Raw genomic sequence first — 25,877 nt, forward strand, 5'->3', positions numbered from 1 at the left:
AATCCCACCAAATCAGGCTGATCGCCATGCTGTTGAAGCACGGTGGAGAGCGGCCAGGTCGAAGCCAACAGACCCCGAAACAGCCAAGGCCTCATTAACCGATCTCCAAGCGGCGGCGTTCCTCCTGAAGACGCTTGCGCCGTTGCTTGGCTTCTCGCAACATCTCACGACCATCGTGGAGATAGCCATCCACATAACCCATGGTGTATCGCTCCAATTCGCCGATCGCATCTTCCACCTCCGACAGACAGTGATAAAGACTCAGCCCGAAGCCTTTTGCGGATGATGGCGTAGGAATGGATTGGAAAAGATCTTTCACCTTGTCCAACTTGCTGCGACTTTGCTCCAAGTAATGGCAAAAGCCTTCCATCAAACTGTCGTCATAAGGATCCGCCGAAAGCTCACGCAACTGGGCAGCAAAGGGATTGATCACCTGCCCGAGCATGCGATCAATCGGCGAGTACACCATCTTCAACCAATTTGCTAAGGCATCATCCTCAGCGGCAGCCTGTCCAGAGGCACGTCGAGCAGCCTGGCTCGCTCGAGCATTTCTGACACCACGGCGACGAGCTTCTTCCTTCTCTCCAGCTTTAGGGGGCACTTGCTGGTCGAAGACGCGCCGCCGATCGCGATCGCCCAGCACCTCCCAAGCCGCATTCAGAGCAAGGATGCGTTCAGAATCACCACCCGCATCAGGGTGATGCCTCTTCACAAGTTGGCGATAGGCCGCCTTGATTTCAGTCGCAGTGGCGCTGCGGGTTACGCCGAGCACGCGATAGGGATCACCACCTTTGGTCTCAAGCTGGGGAGAGTGGCTCAAAGCTGACCATCCCGCCGCGCCGGTGCCTCAGCCGATGCACTGAACATGGGCGTAGACAGATAACGCTCACCGAAACTGGCGAGAATCACAACGATCCTTTTTCCGGCCATCTCAGGTCTTTGGCCAAGTCGCAGAGCAGCAGCCACAGCAGCTCCACTACTGACTCCGGAAAGCAGGCCTTCTTCCTTGGCCAAACGGCGCCCAATCTCCATCGCTTCTTGATCACTGACTCCCAGGATTTCATCAATCAAGCTTTGATCAAAGACAGAGGGAACAAAACCAGCACCAATGCCCTGAATTCGATGGGGGCCAGGGGCTCCACCGGCCAAGACTGGACTTGCTGCCGGTTCTACGGCAATCACTTTCAGATCAGGATTGCGCTGCTTAAGAACCCTGGCACAGCCTGTGATCGTGCCGCCCGTCCCGACGCCCGCCACAAGAGCATCAATCTCACCTCCAGTATCACTCCAGATCTCTTCTGCCGTCGTAGCCGCATGCACTGCTGGATTGGCAGGATTATCAAACTGCTGCAGGAGATAGGCCTCGGGAATCTCAGAGACCAGCTCTCTGGCGAGATCTAGAGCCCCTTGCATTCCTTCATTGCCTGGGGTGAGCTGCAACTCAGCTCCGTAGGCCCGGAGCATGGCGCGACGCTCCGTGCTCATCGTGTCCGGCATGGTGAGGATTAAGCGGTAGCCCCGAGCTGCCGCAACCATGGCCAGAGCAATCCCAGTGTTTCCACTGGTGGGCTCGACAAGCACGGTGCGTCCTGGAGCGATGGTTCCAGCTTGTTCAGCAGCCTGAACCATCGAACCCGCAATCCGATCCTTCACCGAAGCCGTGGGATTGAAGCTTTCCAGCTTTGCCACCAATTCAGCCAGACAGCCACTGCGCGCGGGAAGGCGGTTCAAACGTACAAGAGGAGTACGACCCACCAGATCTGTGATGTCCGGAGCAATTGACATTCTTCTATCCAATCAAATAAAGCCCGAGATCTATGGCCTAAGCCACCAACAGAAATCATAAAAAAAGACTTTCACGACTGGGGCATGCCCCGCAGAAGATCATTTTAAGGACAGAATCTCCATTAAAAAACTCCCAAATTGCAGAAGCAATATGGGAGAAAAAGCATCAAAGAAGATCCCTCTGAAGAGGGATCAAGCTTTAAGTGATCAGAACTTGAAGGTGGTCTTCACAAGTCCACCGAAGTTGCTGAAGGTGGAATCATTACGATCTCCACCAACAACGGTTCCACGGCCATCAGTCAGATCGCCATAAGGGCGGCTGAGGTAGTAGATCGCAGGAGTCACAGAGATGTTGTCGGTGACTTGGAACTGATACCACCACTCCCAGGCGTAGTTGCCATCAGCAACGAAGTCTGAGTTGTTGTTGAAGTCGTTGCGGTAGTCGACTGAGGTCACGAAGGTGGGCTGACCAACGGCCATGCCCAAGGTGTTGCCCTTCATGAAGGCATCAGCCCACTGAAGGCCCACATACCAGGACTGAGTGTCAACAGACCGGTAGAGATTGGAGTCATCATTAGTGATGCTGTTGAAGCCGTAACCTGCGCTAACGCTAGGAATCCAACCAGCTTCTTCAGGAGACCACCAAGCACTCAAGCCGAAAGAGGAATTATTTCCATCTCCGGTTGCGGAAACCGCAAGAGGTGTTCCATTTCCGGCGTAAAGGGTGCCAGCGTTTTGAGAGGTGTAGTTGTATGCAGCAGCTAAACCCCAGTTTTCAGGTGCATAAGCAATCTGAACGGTACCGTTTGAACCAGCTGCGTCAGTGGCAAAACCACCTGCATTTGGATCAGACAAGAACCCGTTTGTACTCAGGTAGTTAGCACTGATACTGAAATCATCGGATTCCCAAGAAATACCAGCACCTTGGCCTAGGCCGAGGTTGTAAGTCGCAGGTGCACCGGCGTAAGTGAAGAAGTCAAGAACGGTGTCGGCAGGATATGCACTTGGCCATACAGCCAACATGTCGTCCTGACGAACAAGTCCACCAACGGTTGCAGTGAAGCTGTCACCAATGGGGAACTGATACCAAAGGCGGTTTACGCCGACGCTGTTAATACCAGAACCCTCTTCGAATGCAGTCTCCATTGCATCGAGGCCGACATAGCCGCCGCCACTGAAAGCTGAATCACCGAAGTTGCCAGCACGCAACATCGTGCGCAGCAAGTCCTTACCAGTGAAGCTGGTGTCTAAGAAAAGACGCAGGTCATAGTTGAAGGACGTAGCGCCGGAAGTTGCGGCAGCTGCACGAGCACGCTTGGTTCCATTAACACCGTTGCGGAAACCCTCTCCTTCATCAACGGTAGAACCAAGATCTGTTCCGGTGAAGGTGGCCACCGCTAAATCCTGCGCACCTTGCTCTGCATTACCAGAGAAAGAGTTAGCGCCAAGCACGAAGGTGGCTTGACCCTTCAGCTTGGTGGTGGTGGAGAACTGAGTTGCTTCCAGTTCACCAACGCGGGCTTCAAGTCCGTCAACACGGCCCTTGAGGATGGCGAGTTCCTTTTCGAACTCTTTCATCAGGCGCTTGAGCTCGTCGGTCACTTCAGTGACGCGGTCGAGGCAAGCGTTCAACAGAGCAGCCGCTTCAAAGCGGGTCATCGCCCTGTTACCGCGGTAGGTGCCGTTGGGGTAACCAGCAACACAGCCGTAGCGCTCGATCAGGTTGCTAAGTGCCTGATAAGCCCAGTCGGTTGGGTAGACGTCTGAAAACTGAGTGATGCTGGTGACTTGCTCGCCTGTAGCGGCGTAGTCAGAAACACCGTTGATGTTCAGCTCAGTGGCGTTAGCAGCCACAGGTGCCAAAAGGCCCAGGGCTGCTGGGGCCACCAGCAGTTGATGGAAAAGTTTCATTTCGGCCTCACACCAGAAATTGAGGTACTAAGACGCAATGCGTCGGATCCAAATTGGACCAATAAGAGGTCATAGCCAACTCAACCTGTGCCAGAAGAGACAATGGCATGTATCTTGCGCTACAAAAATGGAGCGGCGATGTGGCTAGAGCCACACTGCCAGTTAATTATATTGACGGATACACCCAAATATTCATGCTCAGATAAGTCCAAAAAAGCAATTAGCATTCTGCGCTATAAAAACAGCTTGCAATATCTGCTTCAACAAAACACCTACTGTTAAATAAATTTAAATCAATGAATGGCCAATAAGGCTTTCACATCCGACTTCAAAAGAACTTTTATGGGCCTTGAGCATCAACTAAAAGGAGCGGCGTAAGATTGCCTCCGAATCAACTTGAGAATCTTTGCGGGAAAGCTTCAATCAAGCCCTACGTTGGGCTCTGATCCCTGCGCTATCGGTTTATGTTGCGGCCTTGAGCCTCAGCAATATGGCTGGGATCAAGGCGCAGTCTGTGCTGCGCGATCTGGCACAGACCTGCAGCACCCCAGCAGGTGTAGGACTGCTGTCGAACCTCGGCTACCTGCTCTGGCTCGCCGCCGCCGCAGTAGCCCTGTTTACAGCCCATTCAAGACTCCCTGGCATTAGAGGCAAACAACTGCAATTACTGGCCTGCGGCGGATGGTTTTCCCTCATCCTCTGCATCGATGACATGTTTCTGCTCCACGATCGCTACATCGGACAGACCTTCCTTTATGTGACGTACGCAATATTCGCCGCACTGATCGCCATTCGCTATCGCAGGCAGCTGATGGCCAGTAAAGGTGAGATTTTCGTGCTCTCCGCGGCACTACTCGGAGCATCCATTGGCATCGATCAAATTCAACCCAGTGAAATTGACCATCCAATGGCTTACAGGACCTATCAACTTCTGGAGGAGGGCGCCAAATTCCTTGGTATTGCCACCTGGGTTCTGTTTTGGAGCCAAGCCTGTGCGCTAAGCATCAAATCCGTTCGACCTGCTCAAGACGCCTAATTACCACCTGCGATGAAAGCGAGAAAATTTCTTCATGACCTTCAAAAGCTGCAGGTTCATCTTGACCTCAGACCTGTTCTATTTCTCACCTTGATGTACGGCGTCGTCGCCTTTCTTCCCTTTGGCATCTTTGGGTGGCTTCAGAACGAGGATGGGCTGATGGAGTGGGGAAGCGTGGCCCTGCTGATCCTCTCGGCCATCAACGCTTTTCGCCTTCAAAAGCAATCACCGCAGGGATGGGAGCGACTGGGCTGGCTGTTGTTTTTGCTTCTCTGCTGTCTGTTCATCGGAGAAGAAATCAGCTGGGGCGAGCGACTCCACGGTGCCGGCATCGACGCCATCCGATCGATTAACACCCAGGGCGAAACGAACCTGCACAACATCGCCGTCTTCCAGGGGAAAGGGCTCCTGCATCTCGGATGGGCAGGCCTCGGGCTGATCCTCGGCCTGGCGGGATTCGTATTCCGCACCGCACCGCTTATCCCCGCAACGCGGTTCACGCTCTATTTCACAGTGCCAGCGATCTGGTACTTGGGGTTCGAATTCTGCAGGAAAGCTGGCGAATGCCTGATCACTGTCGCCAATCATCAGGAGATTTATGAGCTGCTGATCATCGCTGGGCTCTACCTGCACACGCGCAACTGGTGCCGAAAGCGTGGCATTTCAACCCGTATTTTGGCCACTGGCTGATGCTCCTTCGCTATCAAAACCTGATCTGGTGGATCGCCCTCGGCCTGATCTGGTCGCTGAGCTGTGTGCTCGACCACACCTGGCTGCAGCTAGATCAACGCCTGCCCTCTTGGGATCAGGCCGAGTACCTCAGCAGCGCAATTGAGCATGGCCGGCAGCTGGGAGTGCTCGGCCCGGGCCGGTGGGATGGGTTGCAGGCGCTCCTGGATCTCTCACCAAAAATCCCTCCTCTGTCATCCATTCTCAGCGGAAGCCTGATGGCCATCGTCGGGCAAACCCCTGATCAAGCCGGATGGATCCTGAGCTTCTGGCATGGGGTCTTGTTGCTGACAGTGGCGAGCTGGGGCAGGTGCATTGGCGGCCGACGTCTTGGATTCCTCGCGGCGCTCTTTCTCGCCATCGCTCCGGGCATGGCAGAACATCGCGTTGAATTCAAACTTGACCTAGCGCTAACCGCAACAACAACGCTGGCCTTGTTCCTGCTGTACCGCTGGCAGCGACCTGGTTCGCAAGGTGGCCAATGGCCTCAGGCCATCGTCGCTGCCACGGCCCTTGCCGCTTCAGTTCTCACCAAACAGAGTGCACTCCTAGTGGTGGCTCTCCCTGCGATCTGGGCCGGACTGCAAGCTCTGAGAGAGCCCAAACGCAGCCTTCAGCTCGTGACAGGTCTTGGAATCACGTTGATCGCGATCATTCCCTGGCTTCAGCACAACTGGATCACGACACTTGGCGGAACACAACGCGCCGTGATTGCGTCGGCAGCCGAGGAAGGCGACCCCGGCCTGCTGCAGTTTGAAGCGTGGATCTGGTACCCACGACTGCTACCGAAACAGGTGGGAGGTTTGGTGCTTGGCGGCGGACTTGCTGGGTGTCTGCTGCAAGCGATGAAGCGAAACAAGTCCGGTGGAATCGAGAAAACGGAAGGGATGGGCTGGCTTACAGGCACGGCAATCTGTGTGCTGATTGCGACGAGCCTGAGCCCCAACAAGGATGCTCGTTATATCGCACCCCTATTGCCGCTGCTGAGCATCATCCTGGCCAGGGGCTGGCTGCTACTACTGCAGGCCTTCGGCAAACGGCCATGGCAACGAGCCATCGGCCCGATCCTGCTGCTGCTGGCCTCCTTGCTCAGCGCAATCGAGCTCATCCGGATCCAGTGGAGTGACATCCGATATGCGCCGGGATCTCCAGCGGCGGACGTGATTGCAAGCCTCAGAGAGCGAGAAGGGAGTGATCACGTCACCGTTCTGATGGCCGCCAGTGACCGCTATCTCAATGAACAGACCCTGAGCTACCTCGGCAATCTTGATGGCGGAGCCATCGATGTAAGACGACTGGGCCGCTCCAAGGATCAGAGCACTCTCGCAAGACAACAGGCTGAGTGGTGGATTCTGGCCACAGGTGATCAGGGCACCTCTCGCAAATCAGCCCGTCAACTGAGCAGAGAAGTACGACAGGATCCTCGCTTTGAACGGGTTCAGACCTGGCCCTGGAGCAAGGGGAGGGATATCGAGCTCTGGAAACGCAAGACGACGGCTCCCAAACCGGAACGCTTTGACAAGCGCTTCATTGCACTGGCACGAAGCATGGAAGAAGGCCCTGCAGCACTCGAAGCCATCTTTGGCTCCATTGAGCCCTGGCACTTGCTGGATCCGACATTCGCATACCAAGAGCGCGTTGAGACCTGGGCATTCGCGCAGCTAGAAGAAAGCCCTGATGACCGGGACGCTCTCTGGAGCCTGGCCTTGATCAACGTTCTGCGCAACCGACCGAACAAGGCCGCTGACTGGTTTGAGCGCATCCAAAAAGTCGATGGAGAAGAGAGCTGGGCTCGTTCATACCGACTCGTCGTCTTGATCGCGAATTGGCAGACCTGCAAAGCATCGTGGTCGGCCTCCATTCAAATGGAAAACCTTCAATCCGGTCAGCAGCGAGACATCATCACGGCTCTGCGAGATCTTGCACGAACAGCATGCTTTGACCCTCGCGGGCCGATTGGACTGGTCTCCAGCCTCAATCCAGCCGTGACAACCATCATTGATTCAATCGAAGGTAGATCACGATAAAGAGACTCCTAAAACACCAAGCAACCATGAATGCAAAAGCCTTCAGACAACGCCACAAGCTCTTCATCATCACAACAGCAGCACTTGTCGGAGCTTCAGCACTCCACATTCTCAGCCTGATCGACGCAAGATCTTTATGGGCGGACGAACTAAGCACTATTTACAAATCGGCTGTTCTTAACGCACCGCACATGCTCAATTATCTGCGCACCGATGCACATCCGCCTCTTTACTATCTTTACCTTAAGTGTTGGTTTATTTTTTTTGAACCCAGCACAACAACACTAAGACTCGCCTCCTGGATTCCTTACCTAATTGGCGGCATTTTGATAACCATACAGACACTTCAGCTCGGCCGAAACGAATCAAATCGAAAGGCATGGATAGCGGCTTGCCTCGGAGCCCTCATAGCTTTCAGCTCTCCGATCGCTCTTCGTTTTTCAATTGAAGGTAAAGGCTACAGCCTCATGGTTATGCTGATCACCGCTGGGCTTCTCTGCAGACAGAACTATCTTGCGGGCAACAACAAGTTTCAATACAAGCAATTTTTCCTAGCAGGAACCTCTATTTTTTTGGGCTGTGCAGCACTAACTCATTACTACGGCTTATTTCTCATCCTTGGCTTTCTAATAGCAGATAGCACCTGGATCTTTGCCAAAAAAAATCTAAATCAAACGCCCAGGGTATACGTTGCAATCAGCGAAGCAGCAGCTTGCTTGCCTGCTGCAATCTGGGCACTGATCAATGTCTCACATCTCTCGAGCGGCAGAGGCATCGGCTGGATCGGGAGACCAGACTACGGATTATTTGAATCAACTTTAGCAAGTTTTATAGGCCCATTTCCAATACCTAAGATCGCCATACTGATAATTAGTCTCTACCTCTTGCAGCGAAAAAAATTAATTAGTTTCAACAAAAAGCCATTAGCGAACTCAAGGAAATATTCAACCACGGACCTAGCAGGCGTCCCTGGAGGACTTTTCATGGTTTTTGCAATAACAGCCATATCATTTCTACATCCAGTTGCTTATTCAAGGTATTTTGTCGTGCTTTTACCGATCATCGCCCCGTTCTCAGCGGTCTTGGTTTCACGAATTGAACCAAAAAATACAATTGCGTGGCTTGCCTTACTGAGCCTTTTAACGTCAATTTGGATTGTCGCCTGGAACGACACATTTAGCATTTTCAGAAATCAAGCCCTTGAATCAGGCTCAAATAAGACTACCAATTACAGGGCAATGTCAATACTGACCGCCAATGACATTAACCGCTTTACAGTCAATCGTCTTGGACATGCAAGAACTTCTGACTTGGTAGCAAAAATGGACAATCTTGTTGAAAATCAAACGCTTGAGCCTTGGGATTTCATCTCAGTGAATCACTCAAACAGCACGAAGCTTCTCCCCAACACCATGGTCGTTGCCGCCACAGGAAAATCAGAGATGAAAGCCCTTAAGCATGTAATCAGGTGGCTTAGCGCAAAAGAATTTGAATGCAAAAAAAGAACACACGAGTATGCTTATGTTGAAATTAACGACTGCTTGCGCTAATTTCCTCTAGACGGACAAGACAATGAGCATTAATCATCGCCAAGCTCTCTACAAATGAACCCATCAAAGCTCATGCAACAATGTAAACATGAGCAGGAAATATACGTTGCACAATACTCTTAAATACAAGAAAAGGGCAAGCCAATTATTGATCAACAAGATGCCTATGGCGAAGCACTTCCTCACATTTCAACGGACACATCATCAAAGCCATTGCCCCCACCAACTCGAGACACTCTTCAACTGCTCGATAAGCAAATATTTTTATTTCAAAAGTATCAATTGCTTGTGATGCTGCAATGCAGAACAGAAGTACAAGCACAAGGTCACCGACTCCATAGCTTGATAACGAATTAACTATTTCATGACGACTTTTTGCTGCCTTCATCCAAACAAATACTGTTAACATCACAAGAATACAGGCGACAACAATTGTCTCGACAGGATGATATGTAAAGTTTGTATTTGCAACATTTTTAATTAAATGCAGAAGGTCGTGAACGCCATCTATTGTGAGGCCATGGGATTTTGGCATCGGTACAGGCAATAAACGGCGACCAAAGCTAATCTCATCCAAAAAGCCAATAAGCCCAAGGGAGGCAAAAATTAAGAAAATTTTAGCCCTTTTGCTGCCCCTAAAATACAAAAATATTGACAAAAAAGTAGTTGCTAATAGTATCCCGGCTGTTAAATTTTCTATTTGACGATCTTCCCCCGAAAGAGCGATCAAAGAAACTGGGCTCACAGTCAACATGACTGCAAATAGCACCAAAACCAGAAGAGTGAATCCTATAAAAATGCGTTTAGCCTGAGATTTTGGAGACATTTTCCTCCATGTAGATTGGATTATCACTTAGTCTAGAATATCGTCTTTGCAGGGAGACATTGGAAAGAAAAGGATGTTTAAGAAAGATCGATCAAAAGAACGGATGCCATAAACCCCTATGAAGAAGCGGACCTAAACCAATACAAGATCAATGAGCTGTCGATGTATTGGGAAATCTGTTCGTAGAAAGGCACAGGTTTTGTGATGGCAGCTTGAGCAAGGAGATGATGTGTCCAATTACCACGATTGAAACTCAAGTCCGTGTCAGATGACAAGAAACATGAGCTGATCGATCCATCTCGAGATGGCCTTGGAGTAGATCAAGCGAAAAAACAGGTCTATCAATTTTATGGGACACTCAAAATCCTGTTACCAAGAATCTCCCTAACGCGGCAGTGACTGCTTCGAACCCAGGGATCGTCGCAGTGAGGTGAAGCAGTGCATCCAGAGACCCAAAGCCATCAGCAGCTCGATCGCCTCCTGATCATTGCGGATGCGATCGCCATGAGTAATCCATGAAACATCCCAGTAGAAATAAAATGTGGCAACAATCAGAAAATAAAGACTAAATCGACGCGCAGGGAAAGCCTCAATCGCCGGAAAAAATCGCCATCCCAGCCAACCCAGAAAAACTCCTGCAGCCATGAAGGACACATGCAGATAATTCTGAACACCCTCAAGATTATGCAAATTGGATTCGCTCTGGGAATTGATCTGCCGCAGATAATCAGAACCCAGACCTGTCAGCCTTTCTCCCCAGCTGATCTCCTCTCCGGCTACGTAGAAGCAGAACAAGGCCATCAGAAGCCACCAAATCCACTGCCTGGCAGCGCCCTTAGCCAACGAGCGAATGAAGCAAGTTGCGGCACAAACAGCCGCCCCTAAATACGCCGAAAACTGCAGCCATTCTGCCAATCCATCCTCACCTTTGCGCCAAAGATCAAACAGACCAAAGGGCAGAAAATACAAAATGCCGTATAACAGGAGCAGATAAACGAGAGGAAACAAATCAACCCTCGGTGCAAGATCCCCCCACGGAGTTTGAATCAGACGGGAAGGTTCATGCCCTGAAGTCTCGTTCATAATTTCAGAGTTAACAGGTCAAGACTACTACCGAGCCCCAAAGGAAGTAGCAATACACAACTAAAACGATGCCCCTAAGTGAGTAATTAAATTACTCACTTAGGGGCTCTCGCCGGGTCCGCTTTGTCGCGGAACCGAATGATCTAGGAATTAGATGCCGATATCAGCCGGCATTCTCCACGATCAGCAGACCCTGCATTGAATAACTTGGACTCATGGACACCTCCTTCCAAATGGATTGGTGAACGCCGGCGATGCATCCGAAAGACAAAAAGGAATTACCATTTTCAGCTTTCACATCACTGCGAACTGTACCCTTTCACTATAACGGAAACAAAGGCCAATCCGCACTACATATTTACTCAAAGCCGTGAGCCAGTCATGCGCCCCTTAGACGCGGGAGAAAGATAAAGAAATACACAATGAATAAAGATTCCTATCGCAGCTAAGCATTCTGCGATTTCCTGTTCCCTGGTATGCAAAAAAGAAACGTTAACACCAGATTTTTCGATCACAACACCCCAATACATAATAGCAGCAATCAGAAAATAGCTAAAGCAACAACTCAAAGGCAACACAACTCTGACTACATGACTTCTTTTTAAAAGAGATTCCCAGGGCTGGAAGTAACTGATTGCTGATAAAAAACTAAGGAGGGTGAAAACCAGTGAAAGAGTGAGCCATGTGTAATCATGAAAAAATGCCAGATTATGCATATTTGTCTCCTGCTGGCGATTCACAACATCAAATACCTCGGGCGTCCTCCAATTAAAAATCATTTGCCCCCAGCTCATCTCTTCCATCGAAGCCACAAACAAACAGATGGCAATAAATCGTGCAATAAGCTTTCCTCTCCAGGAGCTCCAATTAGAAACTGCCTTCCAAAGGAGAAAAGCGGAAAACAACAAAAAGATAAAGCTTAACCACTCAACAATACTTCCCTCTGTGATCCTACGGAGATAGGGTTTTACCTCTCCACTCTGTTCAATAGAAAAGCGATAGACCAAAAAGAAAGGCCAGACTAACAAGGGAAATAAAAACACTCTCAACTGATTTTTTTGCCTAGCGAAAGCACTTAAAAAAAAGTTTTTCGCCTTGCCATTAAATAAAGAAAAAACAAAAAACAAACCGACAACGCCTTGCAGTCCCTGTCCCAGAGAAAAGGTACCCACTGAAGACGTTGACCCAAACAACAAATTCACTAGTGAGACACCTATCAAAGATGCACCCATCAATCCCAAGGATGCCGCAAAAAAACGTGACAAAAATTCACGCCGGTCATTTGCCAATTGAATGTCACTATCAAGCACTAGCTTCTCGACCAATAGACATCACTTTTACCAAAAGACAGCGCAAACCTGAATTCAAAACAAAAAAACCTCTCAAAGAGAGGTTTTTAATTTAACTCACTTTGAACAAATTATCAAAGGGCGTTTCCACGGGGCAGAACCTCTTCAGGGAAGACGAAGTTTTCGTGCGGCTGGTCAGCCGGTGCCATCCAGGCACGCAGACCTTCATTCAGAAGAATGTTCTTCGTGTAGAAGGTTTCAAATTCAGGATCCTCAGCAGCGCGGATTTCCTGTGACACGAAGTCATAGGCACGCAAGTTGAGTGCAAGGCCGATGATGCCGATGGAACTGGTCCACAAGCCCATCACTGGCACAAACAGCATGAAGAAGTGCAGCCAACGCTTGTTGGAGAACGCAATTCCGAAGATTTGGCTCCAGAAACGGTTGGCGGTGACCATTGAATAGGTCTCTTCTTCTTGGGTGGGTTCGAACGCCTTAAAGGTGTTCGACTGTTCACCATCCTCAAAAAGGGTGTTTTCCACGGTTGCGCCGTGAATGGCGCAAAGCAGTGCGCCGCCAAGAATGCCGGCCACTCCCATCATGTGGAAGGGATTCAGAGTCCAGTTATGGAAGCCCTGGAGGAACAACAGGAAGCGGAAAATTGCAGCCACACCAAAGGAGGGTGCAAAGAACCAGCTGCTCTGTCCCAAGGGGTACATCAGGAAGACACTGACGAACACCGCAATCGGACCTGAGAAGGCGATGGCGTTGTAAGGACGAATGCCGACGAGACGAGCAATTTCAAACTGACGGAGCATGAAGCCGATCAGTGCAAAAGCGCCGTGGAGAGCAACGAAAGCCCAAAGGCCTCCAAGTTGTATCCAGCGGACAAAATCACCCTGGGCTTCTGGGCCCCAGAGCAACAGCAAGCTGTGACCCATCGCATCAGCGGGGGTGGACACAGCAGCGGTCAAGAAGTTGCAACCTTCGAGGTACGACGACGCAATGCCGTGGGTGTACCAGGAAGTTACAAATGTGGTTCCCGTTAACCAGCCACCAATCGAGAGGTAGGCCGTGGGAAGAAGAAGAATGCCGGACCAGCCGACAAAAACAAATCGGTCGCGTTTGAGCCAATCATCGAGGACGTCGAACCATCCCCGCTGCGGCATGCGACCTGCAGCGATCGTCATGAGGTTGCTTCATGAAGCTTTACATGCGGAGACTAATGGCTTCCGCTGTTTTTGCAGGGGCGACACAGCCGGACAGCCCATAGATGAGTGAAAATACCCAGGACTCCGTTTCGCGCTTCTGATGAGGAGAATGGAGCCACAACCATTTTCTTTAGCTGTGTACGTCGTCGAATTAGCTCTTCGCATGAGCCCGATGCCCATCTCTGTTCAACGCAAGGAATCGGGAGATGCCGAATCCGTCTATCAACAGGTTCGCCAAGCCCTTGAACAGGGACAGCCTCGATTGCTTGAAATGACCTGCGAAAAAGTAGAAGGCAAACGACTCAGCGTTCTTACGAGCGACGTTTTAGCTGTTCAGATCTATGAGAAGACGGCGGCATCCGGGGGAAGCAAACGCCCTGGCTTTTCACTCGACAGCTAACCGCTGTGGGCACGGACACCAACGAACGGATACTTCAATTTGAGAAGGTCAGTTTTTGCTGGCCCTGCGGGACCCGCGCTCTGGACCGCTGCAGCTTCAGCGTTCCAGGGCCAGGCCTATGGATGCTGGTAGGTAGCAATGGCAGTGGGAAAAGCACCCTATTTCGAATGATCGGCGGGTTGCTCCAACCTCAATCAGGACGAGTGGATTGCAATGTCCAAACGGCCTTGGTGTTTCAAAATCCCGATCATCAATTGCTGCTTCCAAGTTGCGGCAGCGACCTTCTGCTCAACCTTCCCCCCACACTTGCTCCTTCCCTGAAACGCAAGCGAATCGCCCACCTGCTGGAGCAGGTGGGCCTCGCCGGCATGGCTGGGAGGCAAATTCACACCTTGAGTGGGGGCCAAAAGCAGCGTTTAGCTATTGCTGGTGCTCTAGCCAGTGACGCAAAACTGATGCTGCTTGATGAACCGACAGCACTGTTGGACCCATCAAGCCAAAGCTCAGTCTTGGCAACGGTTCAACAGCTTTGTCACCGCTCGCTCAATCCACTCACAGCTCTTTGGATCACCCATCGACTAGATGAACTGGACCATGCTGACGGCGCAGCACTCATGAAAAAGGGCGCGATTGGTCCTTGGGAGAAAGGTCTCGCTTTGCGCCGCAAACTCAAGGCACTTGCCTAAGTCAGGGCCAGACAGTTAAGGTCTCCTGGTCTCAATCCTCGGTAGCTCAGCGGTAGAGCGGTCGACTGTTAATCGATTGGTCGCAGGTTCGAATCCCGCCCGGGGAGTTTCAAGCGAATGTCATCACCCTCAAGGTGGTGACTTTTTTTTGCCCTTAGCAGCACTATTTTTTCTCTAATCAGAAGAAAATCGCCGATAGAGGCCATTCAAATCAAAAGATTTCCTGTAGAGCCGCCCGAGCTGATCTCCGAGTTACTGCGCCAAATCCCAGTCAGGCAAACAATTGTCAGGGACATGCCAACCATGAAGGGAAGAACCTGAATTCTGCACAAACTGATTGATCTTGAGAGAATTACTCCTTAATGACGCGGCCCTACCTCGTCCACTTGTTTTTTTCGCCAGCACTTAGATGAAGCCTTCCATCCTGCTGATCGAAGACGACCGGGATATGAGCGAATTAGTAGGTGGGCACCTCGAGCACAGTGGTTTTGATGTTCAACGAGCCGACGACGGCATTAAGGGACAAGCGCTCGCACTGCAATACACCCCAGATTTAATTCTTCTGGATTTAATGCTCCCCAATGTGGATGGACTCACCCTTTGCCAACGACTGCGCCGAGATGAAAGGACAGCCTCCATTCCGATCCTGATGCTGACAGCTCTGGGCGGTACGAAAGACAAAGTGAGCGGATTCAACTCAGGCGCTGATGATTACCTCACAAAACCATTTGATCTCGAGGAGCTCCAAGCGCGAGTGAAAGCGCTACTGAGGCGTAGTGATAGAGCGCCTATTGGAACATCGGGTAACCATCACGAAATCCTTAGTTATGGACCTCTGACCTTGGTGCCCGAGCGCTTTGAAGCGATCTGGTTCGATCATCCGGTACGACTCACCCACTTGGAATTCGAGCTTCTGCATTGTTTGCTCCAGCGCCACGGCCAAACGGTTGCTCCCTCTCTCATCCTCAAAGAAGTGTGGGGTTATGAACCAGACGACGACATTGAAACGATTCGCGTTCACGTTCGTCACCTACGTACGAAATTAGAACCAGATCCACGCAAACCCCGTTTCATCAAAACGGTTTATGGAGCCGGCTATTGCCTTGAGCTGCCCACTGGATCTCAACTCGATGGACTTCAGGATGTCCTCGCTCAAGCGCGCCAAGATCGAGAGCAAAAAACTGAGGCAGCGAATCGGGCTACGGCCTGATTAATAACGATCAAAGTTCCATCAAATCCAGAAATGTGACTTCCCAAGCCAATCTGGGCTGCACAAACGAAAGCAATTGAACGCGTAGCCTCTCGAGTTTTCGGAGAACTCGCTCACTTTGTTGCAGCCTCCAAAGGTGCTGCTGCAGCCAATTGATGAGCCACAGCTGTTGCTCACCATCGAGAGCCTCAGTGAGATCACGGGCGAGCGCAAGGGCTTCGATCGGTTGGGTTGGCAAGGAATGCAAACGTCCGATCAGTTCGGGTGAAACACGTAACCACTGCCTGACATGGCCCAATAGCGCACCTGGAGAACCCCCAGCCATTGCAACCAACTCAGGCTGCATGAGCCCTTGCCTGACAGCCTCTTGATCGACATCAGCGGGCAAACGTTGGAGAACGGACTGCATATCTTCAGCACTGAGCTGGATCAAGCGAATCAGCTGACAGCGCGAACGAATGGTGGAGAGCAGCCGTTCGGGAGCCGCTGAGAGCAGGATCAACACTCCATGGCCTGGTTCCTCAAGAGTTTTGAGCAAAGCATTGGCAGCGGCTTCCGCCATCGCTTCCGGCTCCTCAAGCACCACAAGGCCACGCGACGACTCCAGCGGTTGCCGTGACAAGAAACGGCTGATGTCTCGAATCTGATCCAACCTCACGAGGGGAGGGGTTCGCCGACTGACGCCCGCCTCCTCAGCTTCAGAGCGGGAGATCAAACGCCCCTGGTGGCTGTAGCTGGGTTCGACCCAGAGGAGATCAGGGTGGTTGCGTTCTGCCAAGCGCCGCCGCTGGCGTTGATTGCACTGGCCCTCACTGATCACGCCTTCGAGGAAGCGCAGAACAGCCAGGCGACGGCCAACACCTTCTGGGCCAGCGAAAACATAGGCAGGAGCGAGGCGCCCTTGCATCAGGGCTGCCTTTAAAAGGGTCACAGCCAGAGGCTGGCCCACCAGATCAGCAAACAGATCTTGCTCTTCGAGCAACACGTCGCTCATCGCTGCCAAGACGCCGCTCGGGTAAGCAACGCGGTTTGAATCGCCTCAGCAACCTCCAAAAGCGGACGGTCAGCCATAACCGACACCCAGCCATGCGCCTTAGCCAAGTTAGAAAAACCATTGGAAACACGCTCTAAGAAAGCAAAACCTTCCGCTTCGATGCGGTCTTCCTCGCGACTACCGCGTCGCTGAACACTCAATGCCAAAGGGATATCAAGCCAAACCGTCACATCGGGGCTGAGCCCTCTCGTGGCAATGCGCTCGAGATCAGTGATGAGCTCCCGATCGAGACCTCGTCCGTATCCCTGATAAGCCATCGTCGATCCCGTGAAGCGATCACTGAGCACCCAATCACCCCTCTCCAAGGCAGGCTGAATGACTCGGTCTACGTGTTGGGCACGATCCGCTGCATACATCAACAACTCTGCTGTTGGACCCGGGTCAGCATCTTGAGGGGGGTGGAGCAGAAGCTCACGCAGGCTTTTTCCCAAGGCCGTTCCTCCCGGTTCTCGAGTCACAATCAGCTGAGACCCCGCGGGCATCAGTCCGCTCGTCGGGAGCCAACTGGACAGCTGCTGAAGCTGGCTGGTTTTTCCACAACCATCAATGCCCTCCAGCACCAGCAGTCGTCCCTTGCTCCTGGCCATGGTTAACGAAGCCGCAAGCTGAGGGCATTCAGCACAACAGACACCGAGCTAAACGCCATAAGCAGTGCTGCCAGGGGAGGTGACAACAAAAGACCAAATCCGGGCAAAAGCACACCAGCCGCAATCGGCAAGGCAATGAGGTTGTAACCAAAAGCCCAAATCAAATTCTGACGAATCTTGGACATCGTTCGCCTGGCCAAGCAAAGCGCCTCAGGCACAGCCTCAAGCCGATCTCCGAGCAGCACCAGATCGGCCGTGTCCTGAGCGATCTGAGTTCCTGTGCCGACTGCAATGCCGAGGTCTGCTGCCGCCAAAGCGGGGGCATCGTTGATTCCGTCACCCACCATCGCTACAGAACCCTGCTCTCGCAAAAGCTCAAGGCGTTCAAGTTTTTGATGCGGCAACAGTTGCCATGCCAAATCGGCGTCGGCGAAACCAAGCTCACGCCCCACCCGTTCAACGGTCTGGCGACGATCGCCACTCAACATGGCAACCGACTGACCCTGGTCTCGTAAGCGCTGGATGGCGAGCGATGCATCCGGGCGAAGTCGATCGTCAACAGTCACGAGGCCAAGCGGAGTCTCAGCCAAAGCAACAGCCACTAACGACTGCCCACGCTGCACAACCGAATCAAGCGCTTGTTGCTGTTGCTCCGTCCAGAACACACCTTGATCACGCAGCCATTCCGGTGAGCCAACACGCACCAGGCCATCCACGCCTTGCAACCGACCTTCCATCCCTGCACCAGGAGTGGTGCGGCTGGATTCAACCCCTAAAAGAGGCAACTGAAGCCTTTGTGCCTCCTGCAGCAACGCATGGGCGAGTGGATGCCGGCTCGTCTGTTCAAGGCTTGCCGCCAGCTGAAGCGCTTGAGGGGGATCCTCGCTGGCCAACACCGAATCAACCAGGGGCCGCCCGAGCGTGAGCGTGCCTGTTTTATCGAACACCATGCGCTGGACAGAGGCTGCTAACTCGATCACATCTCCACCTCGAAACAACCAGCCCTGCTTCGCTGCCAAACCTGAGGACACGGTGATCACGGTGGGAGTGGCCAATCCCAAAGCACAAGGGCAAGCCACAACAAGCACCGCAATGGAGAGTTGGAGAGCGAGACCAAGCGACGTCTCAGCTCCCGCACCAAGAGAGCCATGCAGACCATGCGCATGGCCGTGATCCATCAACGCGACAGGCACATCAAGGACATGAGGCCAAAGTCGACAACCGACCTGCCACCAAAACAGGAACGTGAGAATGGCAAAACTCACCACCGCATAACAAAACTGGCCTGCCACGCGATCGGCAAGACCCTGAATCGGTGCCTTCCTTGCTTGGGCCTGCTCCACCAAATCAATGATCCGAGCAAGAGCGGTTTCACGACCAATCCGCTGCACCTCAACGATCAAGGTGGCCTCAAGATTGAGGCTGCCTGAACTGAGCTCAGCGCCTGGAGAGGCATCCAAAGGCAAGGGTTCCCCAGTGAGGCTGGAAAGATCCACAGCCGAATGCCCTTCACGCACGATTCCGTCCACCGGGACGCGGTCGCCAGCCAGGAGCTGCACACACTCTCCTGGGCGCAGCGCCGAAACCGATACTTCACGGATCGTGCCATCGTCCATCAACAGTCGAGCACCATCTGGCTGGAGAGCCGCTAGGTCCTGCAGTGCTCGGCCCGTGCGACGGCGCGCCCGCTCTTCAAGAAAGCGTCCCAGCAACACAAAACCCAAGAGCATCACCGGCTCGTTAAAGAAGCAGGGCCAACCCACCTGAGGCCAAACCAAAGCGACCAAGCTGGCCAGGTAGGCACTTCCAACACCAAGGCTCACCAAGGTGTCCATCGTTGGCACCCCCATGCGAGCGGATCGCCAACCTGCGATCAGGATGGGTCGGCCCGGTCCCACCAAAGCAACAGTGGCCAAACCGGCATGAAAAGGAAGCGAACCAAGTGGTGGAACCTGGACAGTTCCGGCTTCAGCCAGGTGACCCACCACGGACAACACGAGCAGGACCAGCGCGACGATTAGCTGACGCCACTGCTGCCACCAACCCCAGCTGCGATCTGCCTCAACCGATGAACCAAATGCATCAGTCTCTCGAGGATGGGCACTAAAACCTCGCGCCGTTAAAGCCTCAACGACGCCAGCAAGATCAGCAACGGCATCTTCTTCAAAGCGAAGCCAAGCACTGCGAGTGACCAGATTCACGCTGGCTTCGCACACCCCGGGTTGATCCAGAAGCGTGCGCTCGACCGAACGCACGCAACCACCGCACTTCATGCCATCCACGTCTAAAAGCATCGTGGGGGACGACTTTGTGGCGTTAGCGGAATTTGTCACAACTGCAGAACGCATCAAGGAACGCTAGGCAGGGCTGCTGATTCCAGTCAGGATGGAGTCACACCTTTTTTGGCTTCCTGTGCCGCGCAGCAACCGAAACGACAATTTTATCGACAAAAGCTTCACGGTCATGGCCGATCTCATCGTGAAGCTACTGCCGATTAACGCCCGTGCCAAAGAAGCTTATGTGTATTACCGCGACGGGCTCTCAGCCCAGAACGACGGTGATTACGCGGAAGCCTTGGAAAACTACGAGGAAAGCCTGAAGCTGGAGGAGAACGCGATCGACAGGGGCGAAACCCTTAAAAACATTGCCATCATCTATATGAGCAATGGAGAAGAAGAGCGAGCGCTGGAGACCTACCAAAAGGCCTTGGAGGAGAACCCCAAGCAACCGTCATGCCTGAAAAACATGGGCCTGATTTATGAAAAACGCGGTCGCACGGCGGAAGAAGATGGTCGTCGTGATGATGCGGATGGCTGGTTTGACTTAGCAGCAGATGTTGGACCCAAGCCGTCAGGCTGAATCCAGGTGGCTATCTCGATATCGAAAACTGGCTGAAATCAACCGGCCGCAGCAACGTGGACGTGTATTTCTGACGGTCATGCTTGGTCATCGGAAGGGTTAACACCAAGGGCAAGGACCAGCGCTTCCGTGATCGAACCAGCTTCGTGCAGCTCCAAGTTCAAGCTGGCCTCCCCCTTTCCGAGTCCGCACCCTTTCGGAACCACCGCTCGTCTGAAGCCAAGACGGACCGCCTCTTGCAAGCGCAACTCCAACTGACCAACAGGCCTGAGCTGCCCACCAAGGCCAAGTTCACCTAGCAGGACGGTGCCTGCCGGCAAGATGAGATCGCGATAACTCGCAACTACAGCTGCAGCTACGCCCAAATCAGCCGCAGGCTCCTCCACATCGAGACCACCCGCTACAGCGAGGTAACAGTCGAAACGGGACAGCGGCAGGCCCATGTGCTTTTCCAGCACCGCCAAGATCTGATGCAAACGATTCACAGCAATCCCTGTGGCCGTCCTTCTGGGGCTCGCATAGCTCGTGGTACTGACCAAAGCCTGCAGATCCACAACAAGAGGCCTGGTGCCTTCACAGGCCACAATCGTGGCGACTCCGCTGGCCTCATCTCCACTCAGGAATAACTCGCTCGGGTTATTAACCTCAACAAGACCTTGGCCCTGCATTTCAAACACGCCAAGTTCATGGGTAGCGCCAAAACGATTTTTAACGGCACGCAGGAGTCGATGACTGGCAAAACGATCCCCCTCAAAGGTGAGCACGGCATCTACCAGATGTTCGAGAACCTTCGGTCCTGCCAACATCCCCTCTTTAGTGACGTGGCCGACAAGCAGCAAAGCCGTGTTCTGTCGCTTGGCTAATCGCTGCAGAGACGCGGCACATTCCCGCACTTGAGCCACTGATCCCGGAGCGCTCGACAGGTTGGCGTCATGCAACGCCTGAATGCTGTCGATGATCGCCACATCGGGCCGTAGAGCCTCGAGCTCTTCCAACACCAACTCCAGATCTGTTTCAGCAAGCAGTTGGAGCCCCTCGCTCTCTCCACCCAAACGCAACCAGCGCAACTTCACTTGCTGGGCTGATTCCTCAGCGCTGACATACAAAACGGACAGGCGGTTCGCCATGACTGATGCGCTTTGCAGAAGCAGCGTGCTTTTGCCGATCCCTGGGTCACCCCCAACGAGCACGAGCGAGCCGGGTACAACGCCACCGCCCAAGACTCGATCCAATTCTGGGTAACCGCTCTCAAGGCGTTGAATCGGCCGATCACCCAGATCGGCCATGGCGGTGGAACGTCGCGCCACTGGCGCTGCTGCTGACTCAGCAGGAGCGCGTCTGCGCCGGCCGTCGGGTTTCGGAGCGGTTTGTTCGACCAGAGAATTCCAGCTGCCGCAACTGCTGCAGCGACCAAAAAACTGCCGTGTCTGCGCACCACAGCTCTGGCAAACGAAGATTGAAACGGGTCGGGACACGTAGAACTATGAAGAAAGTTGGCTTTCGGTGAATGAACGGGGCCTCCGTCCATTTATCTGTAAGCAATACCAGTACGAAATAAGTTCGGATATGACGGCCACAGCCGCCAGCAAAGAAACCATTCTCGTTGTCGACGACGAGGCCAGTATTCGACGCATTCTGGAAACTCGTCTGTCGATGATTGGTTACAACGTAGTAACCGCCTGCGACGGCACTGAAGCTCTCGAAAGCTTTGAAAAGTGCAATCCAGATCTGGTGGTCTTGGACGTGATGATGCCAAAGCTTGACGGCTACGGCGTCTGCCAAGAGTTGCGCAAGGAGTCGGATGTTCCGATCGTGATGCTCACCGCCTTGGGTGACGTCGCAGACAGAATTACTGGCCTTGAACTCGGTGCTGACGACTATGTCGTCAAACCGTTTAGTCCCAAAGAACTTGAAGCAAGAATCCGCTGCGTTCTTCGCCGAATTGAGAAAGAACAAGTCGCTGGCATCCCCAACTCTGGGGTGATTCAAGTGGCAGATCTACGCATCGACACCAATAAGCGTCAGGTGTTCCGGGCGGATGAACGGATTCGCCTCACCGGAATGGAGTTCAGCCTCCTTGAATTGCTCGTGGGTCGCTCCGGTGAGCCATTCAGCCGCGGAGAGATCTTGAAGGATGTGTGGGGATATACACCTGAACGTCACGTGGACACCAGGGTCGTGGATGTTCATATCTCACGGCTTCGCTCCAAACTCGAAGACGATCCGGCCAATCCCGAGCTAATCCTGACGGCTCGGGGAACCGGTTACTTGTTCCAGCGCATCATCGATTCCGTTGCACCCGAAGGATCCTGAATTCAGCCCGGCCGACGAAGCCCGGAGCAAAGCACGCCGATCCAAGGCGGTGAGAAGACTTGTGATTTGGTATCGGCGCAATAGCGCCGTGACCAGTCTCGTCGACACCGCTACCACCTCTGCCAACGCTGCAGGGAACGTGGCTGAATCGGTCGGATCGATGGCAGGAAGCGTCGTCACCAACGCGGGGAGCATGGCTGGACAGATGCTCCAACCGGTGATGGACCCTCTGCGCCGCCTGCAAACCACAGAGACCGGTGATGACAGACTGATCAATGACAGTGATCGCCTTTGGGTCGCGGTGGATGGGATGGGTGGAGACCATTCCCCTGGGCAGATTCTGGAGGGCTCTCTTCAAGCCATCGATCGGCTTCCTTTGCGGATTCGCTTTGTGGGCGAAACCAACCGGATCATGGAGGCGGCTGAGACCTATGGACTCACAGAACCGCTCAACAACGCGATCAATGCCGGGCACCTGGAGCTGATCCCCAGCGGACCTTCAGTGGAGATGCACGAGGAAGCCACTGTTGTGCGCCGGAAGCGTGATGCCAGCGTCAATGTGGCCATGGATTTAGTGAAACGCGGAGACGCCTTAGCGATTTACTCCGCGGGAAATTCTGGTGCTGTGATGGCTTCGGCCATCTTTCGCCTCGGTCGCCTAGCCGGGATCGATCGACCCGCCATTGGAGCCCTGTTCCCCACCAAGGACCCCGGCCAGCCAGTCCTGGTGCTGGATGTGGGAGCAAATATGGATTGCAAGCCTACCTACATGCATCAATTTGCTTTGCTCGGCAACATTTATTGCCGCGACGTCCTCCAAGTCGATCGCCCTCGCGTTGGCTTACTCAACATTGGCGAAGAGGAATGCAAGGGCAATGAACTAGCTCTACGCACCCACGAATTACTCCGGGAGGAAACCCGTCTTCATTTCGCAGGAAATTGCGAAGGAAGAGATGTTCTATCCGGTGAATTTGATGTGGTGGTTTGCGATGGCTTTACGGGCAATGTGCTGCTGAAATTCCTTGAATCCGTCGGCAGTGTTCTGCTCGGCGTGCTCAGGGCTGAATTACCCAGGGGACGCCGCGGCAAAGTTGGTTCAGCCTTCCTACGCAGCAATCTCAAACGCATCAAAAAACGACTCGACCATGCTGAACATGGCGGAGCTCTTCTCCTTGGGGTGAATGGGATTTGCGTTATTGGTCATGGAAGCAGCAAAGCCCTATCCGTGGTGAGCGCTCTGCGCTTAGCTCACTCCGCTGCAAGTCATGGCGTGATGGACGATCTCGCCGAACTCAGCAAGCCAGCACCTGTCAAAAGCTGAAGCACCTTGTCTGGACTGTGATTGACTGACGCCACTCAAAGCACTTCCACTTTGGCTGGTTCTCCCCCACCCTTCCGTGGCATGGCTCTGGTCGCAAGTGGCAGCGCCCAGGCGAACCAAACCATCAGCAATGCTGCCCTAAGCGAGCGGGTGCAGACCAGTGACGAATGGATTCGCACCCGCACCGGAATCCAGTCTCGGCGCGTCAGCACCCCGGACGAATCTCTGAACGATCTCGCTGTTCGTGCTGGGCAACAGGCTCTAGCGATGGCCCAGTGGGAGCCAGACAGCCTGGACCTGGTGTTACTTGCCACCTCCACCCCTGACGACCTGTTTGGATCTGCACCAAGGGTTCAGGCCGGATTGAAAGCGCGCAATGCCGTTGCCTTTGACCTCACAGCGGCCTGCAGCGGCTTTCTTTTCGCACTCGTGACAGCCGCCCAGTACCTACGCACAGGCGCCATGCAGCGGGTGCTGGTAATCGGCGCCGACCAGTTGAGCCGCTTTGTCGACTGGGACGACAGGAGCACCTGTGTGCTCTTCGGTGATGGTGCTGGAGCCGTTGCCCTCGAAGCCACCTCTACAGAGGCCGACGGATTACTGGGTTTCCGGTTGCGCAGCGACGGCAGCCGCGGCCATTCCCTGACCTTGCCGCAGATCCCCACCAGTCTTCCCTTGGTCAACACCACTCGCCATCAATGCGGTGGCTACCTGCCGATTCAGATGAATGGACAAGAGGTCTACAAATTTGCCGTGCGCGAAGTGCCAGCCATCCTCAAAGAGCTACTAGAGCAAACAGAAACAACCCCGGACCAACTGGACTGGCTTCTGCTTCATCAAGCCAACCAGCGCATTTTGGATGCCGTGGCGGATCGCTTTTCCATCCCGCACTCCAAAGTCTTAAGCAACTTGGCGAACTACGGCAACACCTCGGCCTCCACGATCCCGCTCATGCTTGACGAAGCCGTGCGCGACGGCCGCGTGGCCCCTGGTCACCTTTTAGCGAGTAGTGGCTTTGGAGCTGGCCTCAGCTGGGGAGCCGCATTGTTGCGTTGGCAAGGTCCCGCCTAGGCTCCCAGCCATCTCTACCTGCCAACGATGACGATTGCCTGGGTGTTCCCCGGACAGGGGTCTCAGAAGTCGGGCATGGCTGCGCCCGTGCTGACCCTTCCCGGAGCGGAAGAACGATTTGCACTTGCTTCCCGACTGCTTGGCAGAGATTTACTGGCGATCTGCCAAGGGGAGGCCGATGCGCAAGCCGATCCCGCTGATCTCAACGACACCCGCAACACCCAGCCAGCACTCTTCGTCGTTGAAAGCCTGATTGTGGATGAACTGCGCAGGCAGGAGCGCGAGCCAGCGTTTGTCGCTGGCCACAGCCTCGGAGAACTTGTGGCGCTGTACGCCGCCGGTGTCTTTGATGTGTCCACAGGCCTTGCCTTGATGCAGCGGCGCTCCGAGCTCATGGCAGCCGCTGGAGGAGGGGCGATGACGGCCGTCATCGGTTTTGACCGCGATCAGCTTGAAAGCCTTGTCAACAAAACAGATGGCGTGGTGATCGCCAATGACAACAGCGCTGCGCAGGTCGTGATCTCAGGGAACCCTGAAGCTGTGAAAAGCGTGAGTGAGCAACTCACCTGCAAGCGCGCAATTCCCCTCGCCGTCTCCGGAGCTTTCCACTCTCCCTTGATGGCAGAAGCGGCTGCGGCCTTCAAGGTCCACCTGGAAGGCCTGGCTTTCGAAGATGCTCGCTTCCCTGTGCTGAGCAACACCGATCCAACCCCCTGCAGCGACGCCTCTCAATTGAAGCAACGCTTGTCTCAGCAGATGACCACGGGCGTTCGCTGGAGAGAAACCATGGAGACGCTGACATCAGCGGGGGTCGACACTTTGATCGAAGTGGGGCCTGGAAATGTGCTCAGTGGCCTAGCCAAAAGGGGCATGACGGGTGTCACAACCGTCCAGCTTTCAAGCTCTGCTGATTTAGGTCGCTAAGAAGC

Annotated in this window: 22 protein-coding genes, 1 tRNA gene and 1 pseudogene; 13 read left to right on the forward strand and 11 right to left on the reverse strand. The window is 53.6% G+C overall.

The window, feature by feature from the left end:
- Nucleotides 1-94 precede the first annotated feature (94 nt).
- From SynMVIR181_RS11700 to SynMVIR181_RS11710, 3 genes are all read right to left on the reverse strand, one after another.
- Nucleotides 95-820 (reverse strand): J domain-containing protein, encoded by a 726-nt coding sequence (locus tag SynMVIR181_RS11700; protein ID WP_186589347.1) that lies wholly within the window; start codon nt 818-820, stop codon nt 95-97.
- Nucleotides 817-1,785 (reverse strand): cysteine synthase A, encoded by a 969-nt coding sequence (gene cysK, locus SynMVIR181_RS11705; protein ID WP_186589348.1) that lies wholly within the window; start codon nt 1,783-1,785, stop codon nt 817-819. Before cysK ends, SynMVIR181_RS11700 begins: the two co-directional genes overlap by 4 nt.
- A gap of 207 nt (nt 1,786-1,992) precedes the next feature.
- The gene (locus SynMVIR181_RS11710) at nt 1,993-3,696 is read right to left on the reverse strand and encodes an iron uptake porin (RefSeq protein WP_186589349.1); all 1,704 of its coding nucleotides are present in this window, start codon (nt 3,694-3,696) and stop codon (nt 1,993-1,995) included.
- Between the two features lie 475 nt (nt 3,697-4,171).
- Between SynMVIR181_RS11710 and SynMVIR181_RS11715 the strand changes: the two genes are divergently transcribed.
- From SynMVIR181_RS11715 to SynMVIR181_RS11730, 4 genes are read left to right on the forward strand one after another with little or no spacing between them, the layout of a single operon-like run.
- Nucleotides 4,172-4,732 (forward strand): oxidoreductase, encoded by a 561-nt coding sequence (locus tag SynMVIR181_RS11715; RefSeq protein ID WP_255444298.1) that lies wholly within the window; start codon nt 4,172-4,174, stop codon nt 4,730-4,732.
- Between the two features lie 12 nt (nt 4,733-4,744).
- Nucleotides 4,745-5,422: a pectate lyase gene (locus SynMVIR181_RS11720; RefSeq protein ID WP_186589351.1), complete on the forward strand. Its 678-nt coding sequence runs from the start codon at nt 4,745-4,747 to the stop codon at nt 5,420-5,422.
- Nucleotides 5,377-7,488, forward strand: coding sequence for a glycosyltransferase family 39 protein (locus SynMVIR181_RS11725; protein WP_255444299.1), 2,112 nt, complete (start codon nt 5,377-5,379; stop codon nt 7,486-7,488). Before SynMVIR181_RS11720 ends, SynMVIR181_RS11725 begins: the two co-directional genes overlap by 46 nt.
- Before the next feature lie 26 nt (nt 7,489-7,514).
- Complete coding sequence (locus SynMVIR181_RS11730) at nt 7,515-9,038, forward strand: hypothetical protein (protein ID WP_186589352.1); 1,524 nt, start codon at nt 7,515-7,517, stop codon at nt 9,036-9,038.
- Nucleotides 9,039-9,183: 145 nt separating this feature from the next.
- Here the strand turns inward: SynMVIR181_RS11730 and SynMVIR181_RS11735 are convergent, their stop codons facing one another.
- The 4 genes from SynMVIR181_RS11735 to psbD form a co-directional block, all read right to left on the reverse strand.
- Entirely contained in the window at nt 9,184-9,864 is a 681-nt protein-coding gene (locus SynMVIR181_RS11735) for a hypothetical protein (RefSeq protein WP_186589353.1), read from the reverse strand.
- Nucleotides 9,865-10,248: 384 nt separating this feature from the next.
- Entirely contained in the window at nt 10,249-10,947 is a 699-nt protein-coding gene (locus tag SynMVIR181_RS11740; protein WP_186589354.1) for a pectate lyase, read from the reverse strand.
- A 362-nt stretch (nt 10,948-11,309) separates the two neighbouring features.
- A complete protein-coding gene (locus SynMVIR181_RS11745) occupies nt 11,310-12,257 on the reverse strand; it encodes a hypothetical protein (protein WP_186589355.1) in 948 nt (315 codons plus the stop codon).
- 113 nt (nt 12,258-12,370) lie between these two features.
- Nucleotides 12,371-13,426, reverse strand: coding sequence for a photosystem II D2 protein (photosystem q(a) protein) (gene psbD, locus SynMVIR181_RS11750; RefSeq protein WP_115071676.1), 1,056 nt, complete (start codon nt 13,424-13,426; stop codon nt 12,371-12,373).
- A gap of 157 nt (nt 13,427-13,583) precedes the next feature.
- On the opposite strand from psbD, the gene SynMVIR181_RS11755 reads away from it, so the two are divergent.
- The 4 genes from SynMVIR181_RS11755 to SynMVIR181_RS11770 all read left to right on the forward strand — a co-directional run bounded on the left by SynMVIR181_RS11755 (nt 13,584) and on the right by SynMVIR181_RS11770 (nt 15,743).
- Nucleotides 13,584-13,847: a hypothetical protein gene (locus SynMVIR181_RS11755; RefSeq protein WP_041426744.1), complete on the forward strand. Its 264-nt coding sequence runs from the start codon at nt 13,584-13,586 to the stop codon at nt 13,845-13,847.
- A 5-nt stretch (nt 13,848-13,852) separates the two neighbouring features.
- On the forward strand, nt 13,853-14,533 hold the full coding sequence (locus SynMVIR181_RS11760) for an ABC transporter ATP-binding protein (protein WP_186589356.1): 681 nt from the start codon (nt 13,853-13,855) through the stop codon (nt 14,531-14,533).
- A gap of 35 nt (nt 14,534-14,568) precedes the next feature.
- Nucleotides 14,569-14,640, forward strand: a tRNA-Asn gene (locus SynMVIR181_RS11765).
- Nucleotides 14,641-14,942: 302 nt separating this feature from the next.
- Nucleotides 14,943-15,743, forward strand: coding sequence for a response regulator transcription factor (locus SynMVIR181_RS11770; protein WP_186523982.1), 801 nt, complete (start codon nt 14,943-14,945; stop codon nt 15,741-15,743).
- 10 nt (nt 15,744-15,753) lie between these two features.
- Here SynMVIR181_RS11770 and SynMVIR181_RS11775 read toward each other — a convergent pair whose 3' ends face one another.
- From SynMVIR181_RS11775 to SynMVIR181_RS11785, 3 genes are read right to left on the reverse strand one after another with little or no spacing between them, the layout of a single operon-like run.
- The gene (locus SynMVIR181_RS11775; RefSeq protein WP_186590660.1) at nt 15,754-16,737 is read right to left on the reverse strand and encodes a DNA polymerase III subunit delta'; all 984 of its coding nucleotides are present in this window, start codon (nt 16,735-16,737) and stop codon (nt 15,754-15,756) included.
- Nucleotides 16,734-17,384, reverse strand: a complete 651-nt coding sequence (gene tmk, locus SynMVIR181_RS11780) for a dTMP kinase (protein WP_186589357.1) — start codon at nt 17,382-17,384, stop codon at nt 16,734-16,736. Before tmk ends, SynMVIR181_RS11775 begins: the two co-directional genes overlap by 4 nt.
- Before the next feature lie 2 nt (nt 17,385-17,386).
- Nucleotides 17,387-19,732 carry a cation-translocating P-type ATPase gene (locus SynMVIR181_RS11785; protein WP_255476276.1) on the reverse strand — a complete coding sequence of 782 codons (2,346 nt, stop codon included), beginning with the start codon at nt 19,730-19,732 and terminating at the stop codon, nt 17,387-17,389.
- A 37-nt stretch (nt 19,733-19,769) separates the two neighbouring features.
- Between SynMVIR181_RS11785 and SynMVIR181_RS11790 the strand changes: the two are divergent.
- Nucleotides 19,770-20,317, forward strand: a pseudogene (locus SynMVIR181_RS11790) (photosystem I assembly protein Ycf3).
- A 3-nt stretch (nt 20,318-20,320) separates the two neighbouring features.
- Here SynMVIR181_RS11790 and radA read toward each other — a convergent pair.
- Nucleotides 20,321-21,718 carry a DNA repair protein RadA gene (radA, locus tag SynMVIR181_RS11795; RefSeq protein ID WP_186589358.1) on the reverse strand — a complete coding sequence of 466 codons (1,398 nt, stop codon included), beginning with the start codon at nt 21,716-21,718 and terminating at the stop codon, nt 20,321-20,323.
- A 91-nt stretch (nt 21,719-21,809) separates the two neighbouring features.
- On the opposite strand from radA, the gene rpaB reads away from it, so the two are divergent.
- The 4 genes from rpaB to fabD all read left to right on the forward strand — a co-directional run bounded on the left by rpaB (nt 21,810) and on the right by fabD (nt 25,872).
- Nucleotides 21,810-22,556, forward strand: a complete 747-nt coding sequence (rpaB, locus tag SynMVIR181_RS11800) for a response regulator transcription factor RpaB (RefSeq protein WP_186589359.1) — start codon at nt 21,810-21,812, stop codon at nt 22,554-22,556.
- The gene (gene plsX, locus SynMVIR181_RS11805) at nt 22,537-23,877 is read left to right on the forward strand and encodes a phosphate acyltransferase PlsX (RefSeq protein ID WP_186589360.1); all 1,341 of its coding nucleotides are present in this window, start codon (nt 22,537-22,539) and stop codon (nt 23,875-23,877) included. Before rpaB ends, plsX begins: the two co-directional genes overlap by 20 nt.
- 81 nt (nt 23,878-23,958) lie before the next feature.
- Nucleotides 23,959-24,948, forward strand: coding sequence for a beta-ketoacyl-ACP synthase III (locus tag SynMVIR181_RS11810; protein ID WP_186589361.1), 990 nt, complete (start codon nt 23,959-23,961; stop codon nt 24,946-24,948).
- A gap of 27 nt (nt 24,949-24,975) precedes the next feature.
- Complete coding sequence (fabD, locus tag SynMVIR181_RS11815; protein ID WP_186589362.1) at nt 24,976-25,872, forward strand: ACP S-malonyltransferase; 897 nt, start codon at nt 24,976-24,978, stop codon at nt 25,870-25,872.
- Nucleotides 25,873-25,877: the final 5 nt, after the last annotated feature.

Origin of the sequence: Synechococcus sp. MVIR-18-1 (genome assembly GCF_014279835.1) — a bacterium.
Lineage (GTDB): Bacteria > Cyanobacteriota > Cyanobacteriia > PCC-6307 > Cyanobiaceae > Synechococcus_C.

Coding starts and splice junctions, on each gene's coding strand:
- psbD (WP_115071676.1), bottom strand. CDS start 13,426: ATGACGATCGCTGCAGGTCGCATGCCGCAGCGGGGATGGTTCGACGTC.
- SynMVIR181_RS11710 (WP_186589349.1), bottom strand. CDS start 3,696: ATGAAACTTTTCCATCAACTGCTGGTGGCCCCAGCAGCCCTGGGCCTT.
- SynMVIR181_RS11740 (WP_186589354.1), bottom strand. CDS start 10,947: ATGAACGAGACTTCAGGGCATGAACCTTCCCGTCTGATTCAAACTCCG.
- SynMVIR181_RS11735 (WP_186589353.1), bottom strand. CDS start 9,864: ATGTCTCCAAAATCTCAGGCTAAACGCATTTTTATAGGATTCACTCTT.
- SynMVIR181_RS11770 (WP_186523982.1), top strand. CDS start 14,943: ATGAAGCCTTCCATCCTGCTGATCGAAGACGACCGGGATATGAGCGAA.
- SynMVIR181_RS11720 (WP_186589351.1), top strand. CDS start 4,745: ATGAAAGCGAGAAAATTTCTTCATGACCTTCAAAAGCTGCAGGTTCAT.
- fabD (WP_186589362.1), top strand. CDS start 24,976: ATGACGATTGCCTGGGTGTTCCCCGGACAGGGGTCTCAGAAGTCGGGC.
- rpaB (WP_186589359.1), top strand. CDS start 21,810: ATGACGGCCACAGCCGCCAGCAAAGAAACCATTCTCGTTGTCGACGAC.
- SynMVIR181_RS11730 (WP_186589352.1), top strand. CDS start 7,515: ATGAATGCAAAAGCCTTCAGACAACGCCACAAGCTCTTCATCATCACA.
- SynMVIR181_RS11775 (WP_186590660.1), bottom strand. CDS start 16,737: ATGAGCGACGTGTTGCTCGAAGAGCAAGATCTGTTTGCTGATCTGGTG.
- cysK (WP_186589348.1), bottom strand. CDS start 1,785: ATGTCAATTGCTCCGGACATCACAGATCTGGTGGGTCGTACTCCTCTT.
- tmk (WP_186589357.1), bottom strand. CDS start 17,384: ATGGCCAGGAGCAAGGGACGACTGCTGGTGCTGGAGGGCATTGATGGT.
- SynMVIR181_RS11785 (WP_255476276.1), bottom strand. CDS start 19,732: ATGCGTTCTGCAGTTGTGACAAATTCCGCTAACGCCACAAAGTCGTCC.
- SynMVIR181_RS11810 (WP_186589361.1), top strand. CDS start 23,959: ATGGCTCTGGTCGCAAGTGGCAGCGCCCAGGCGAACCAAACCATCAGC.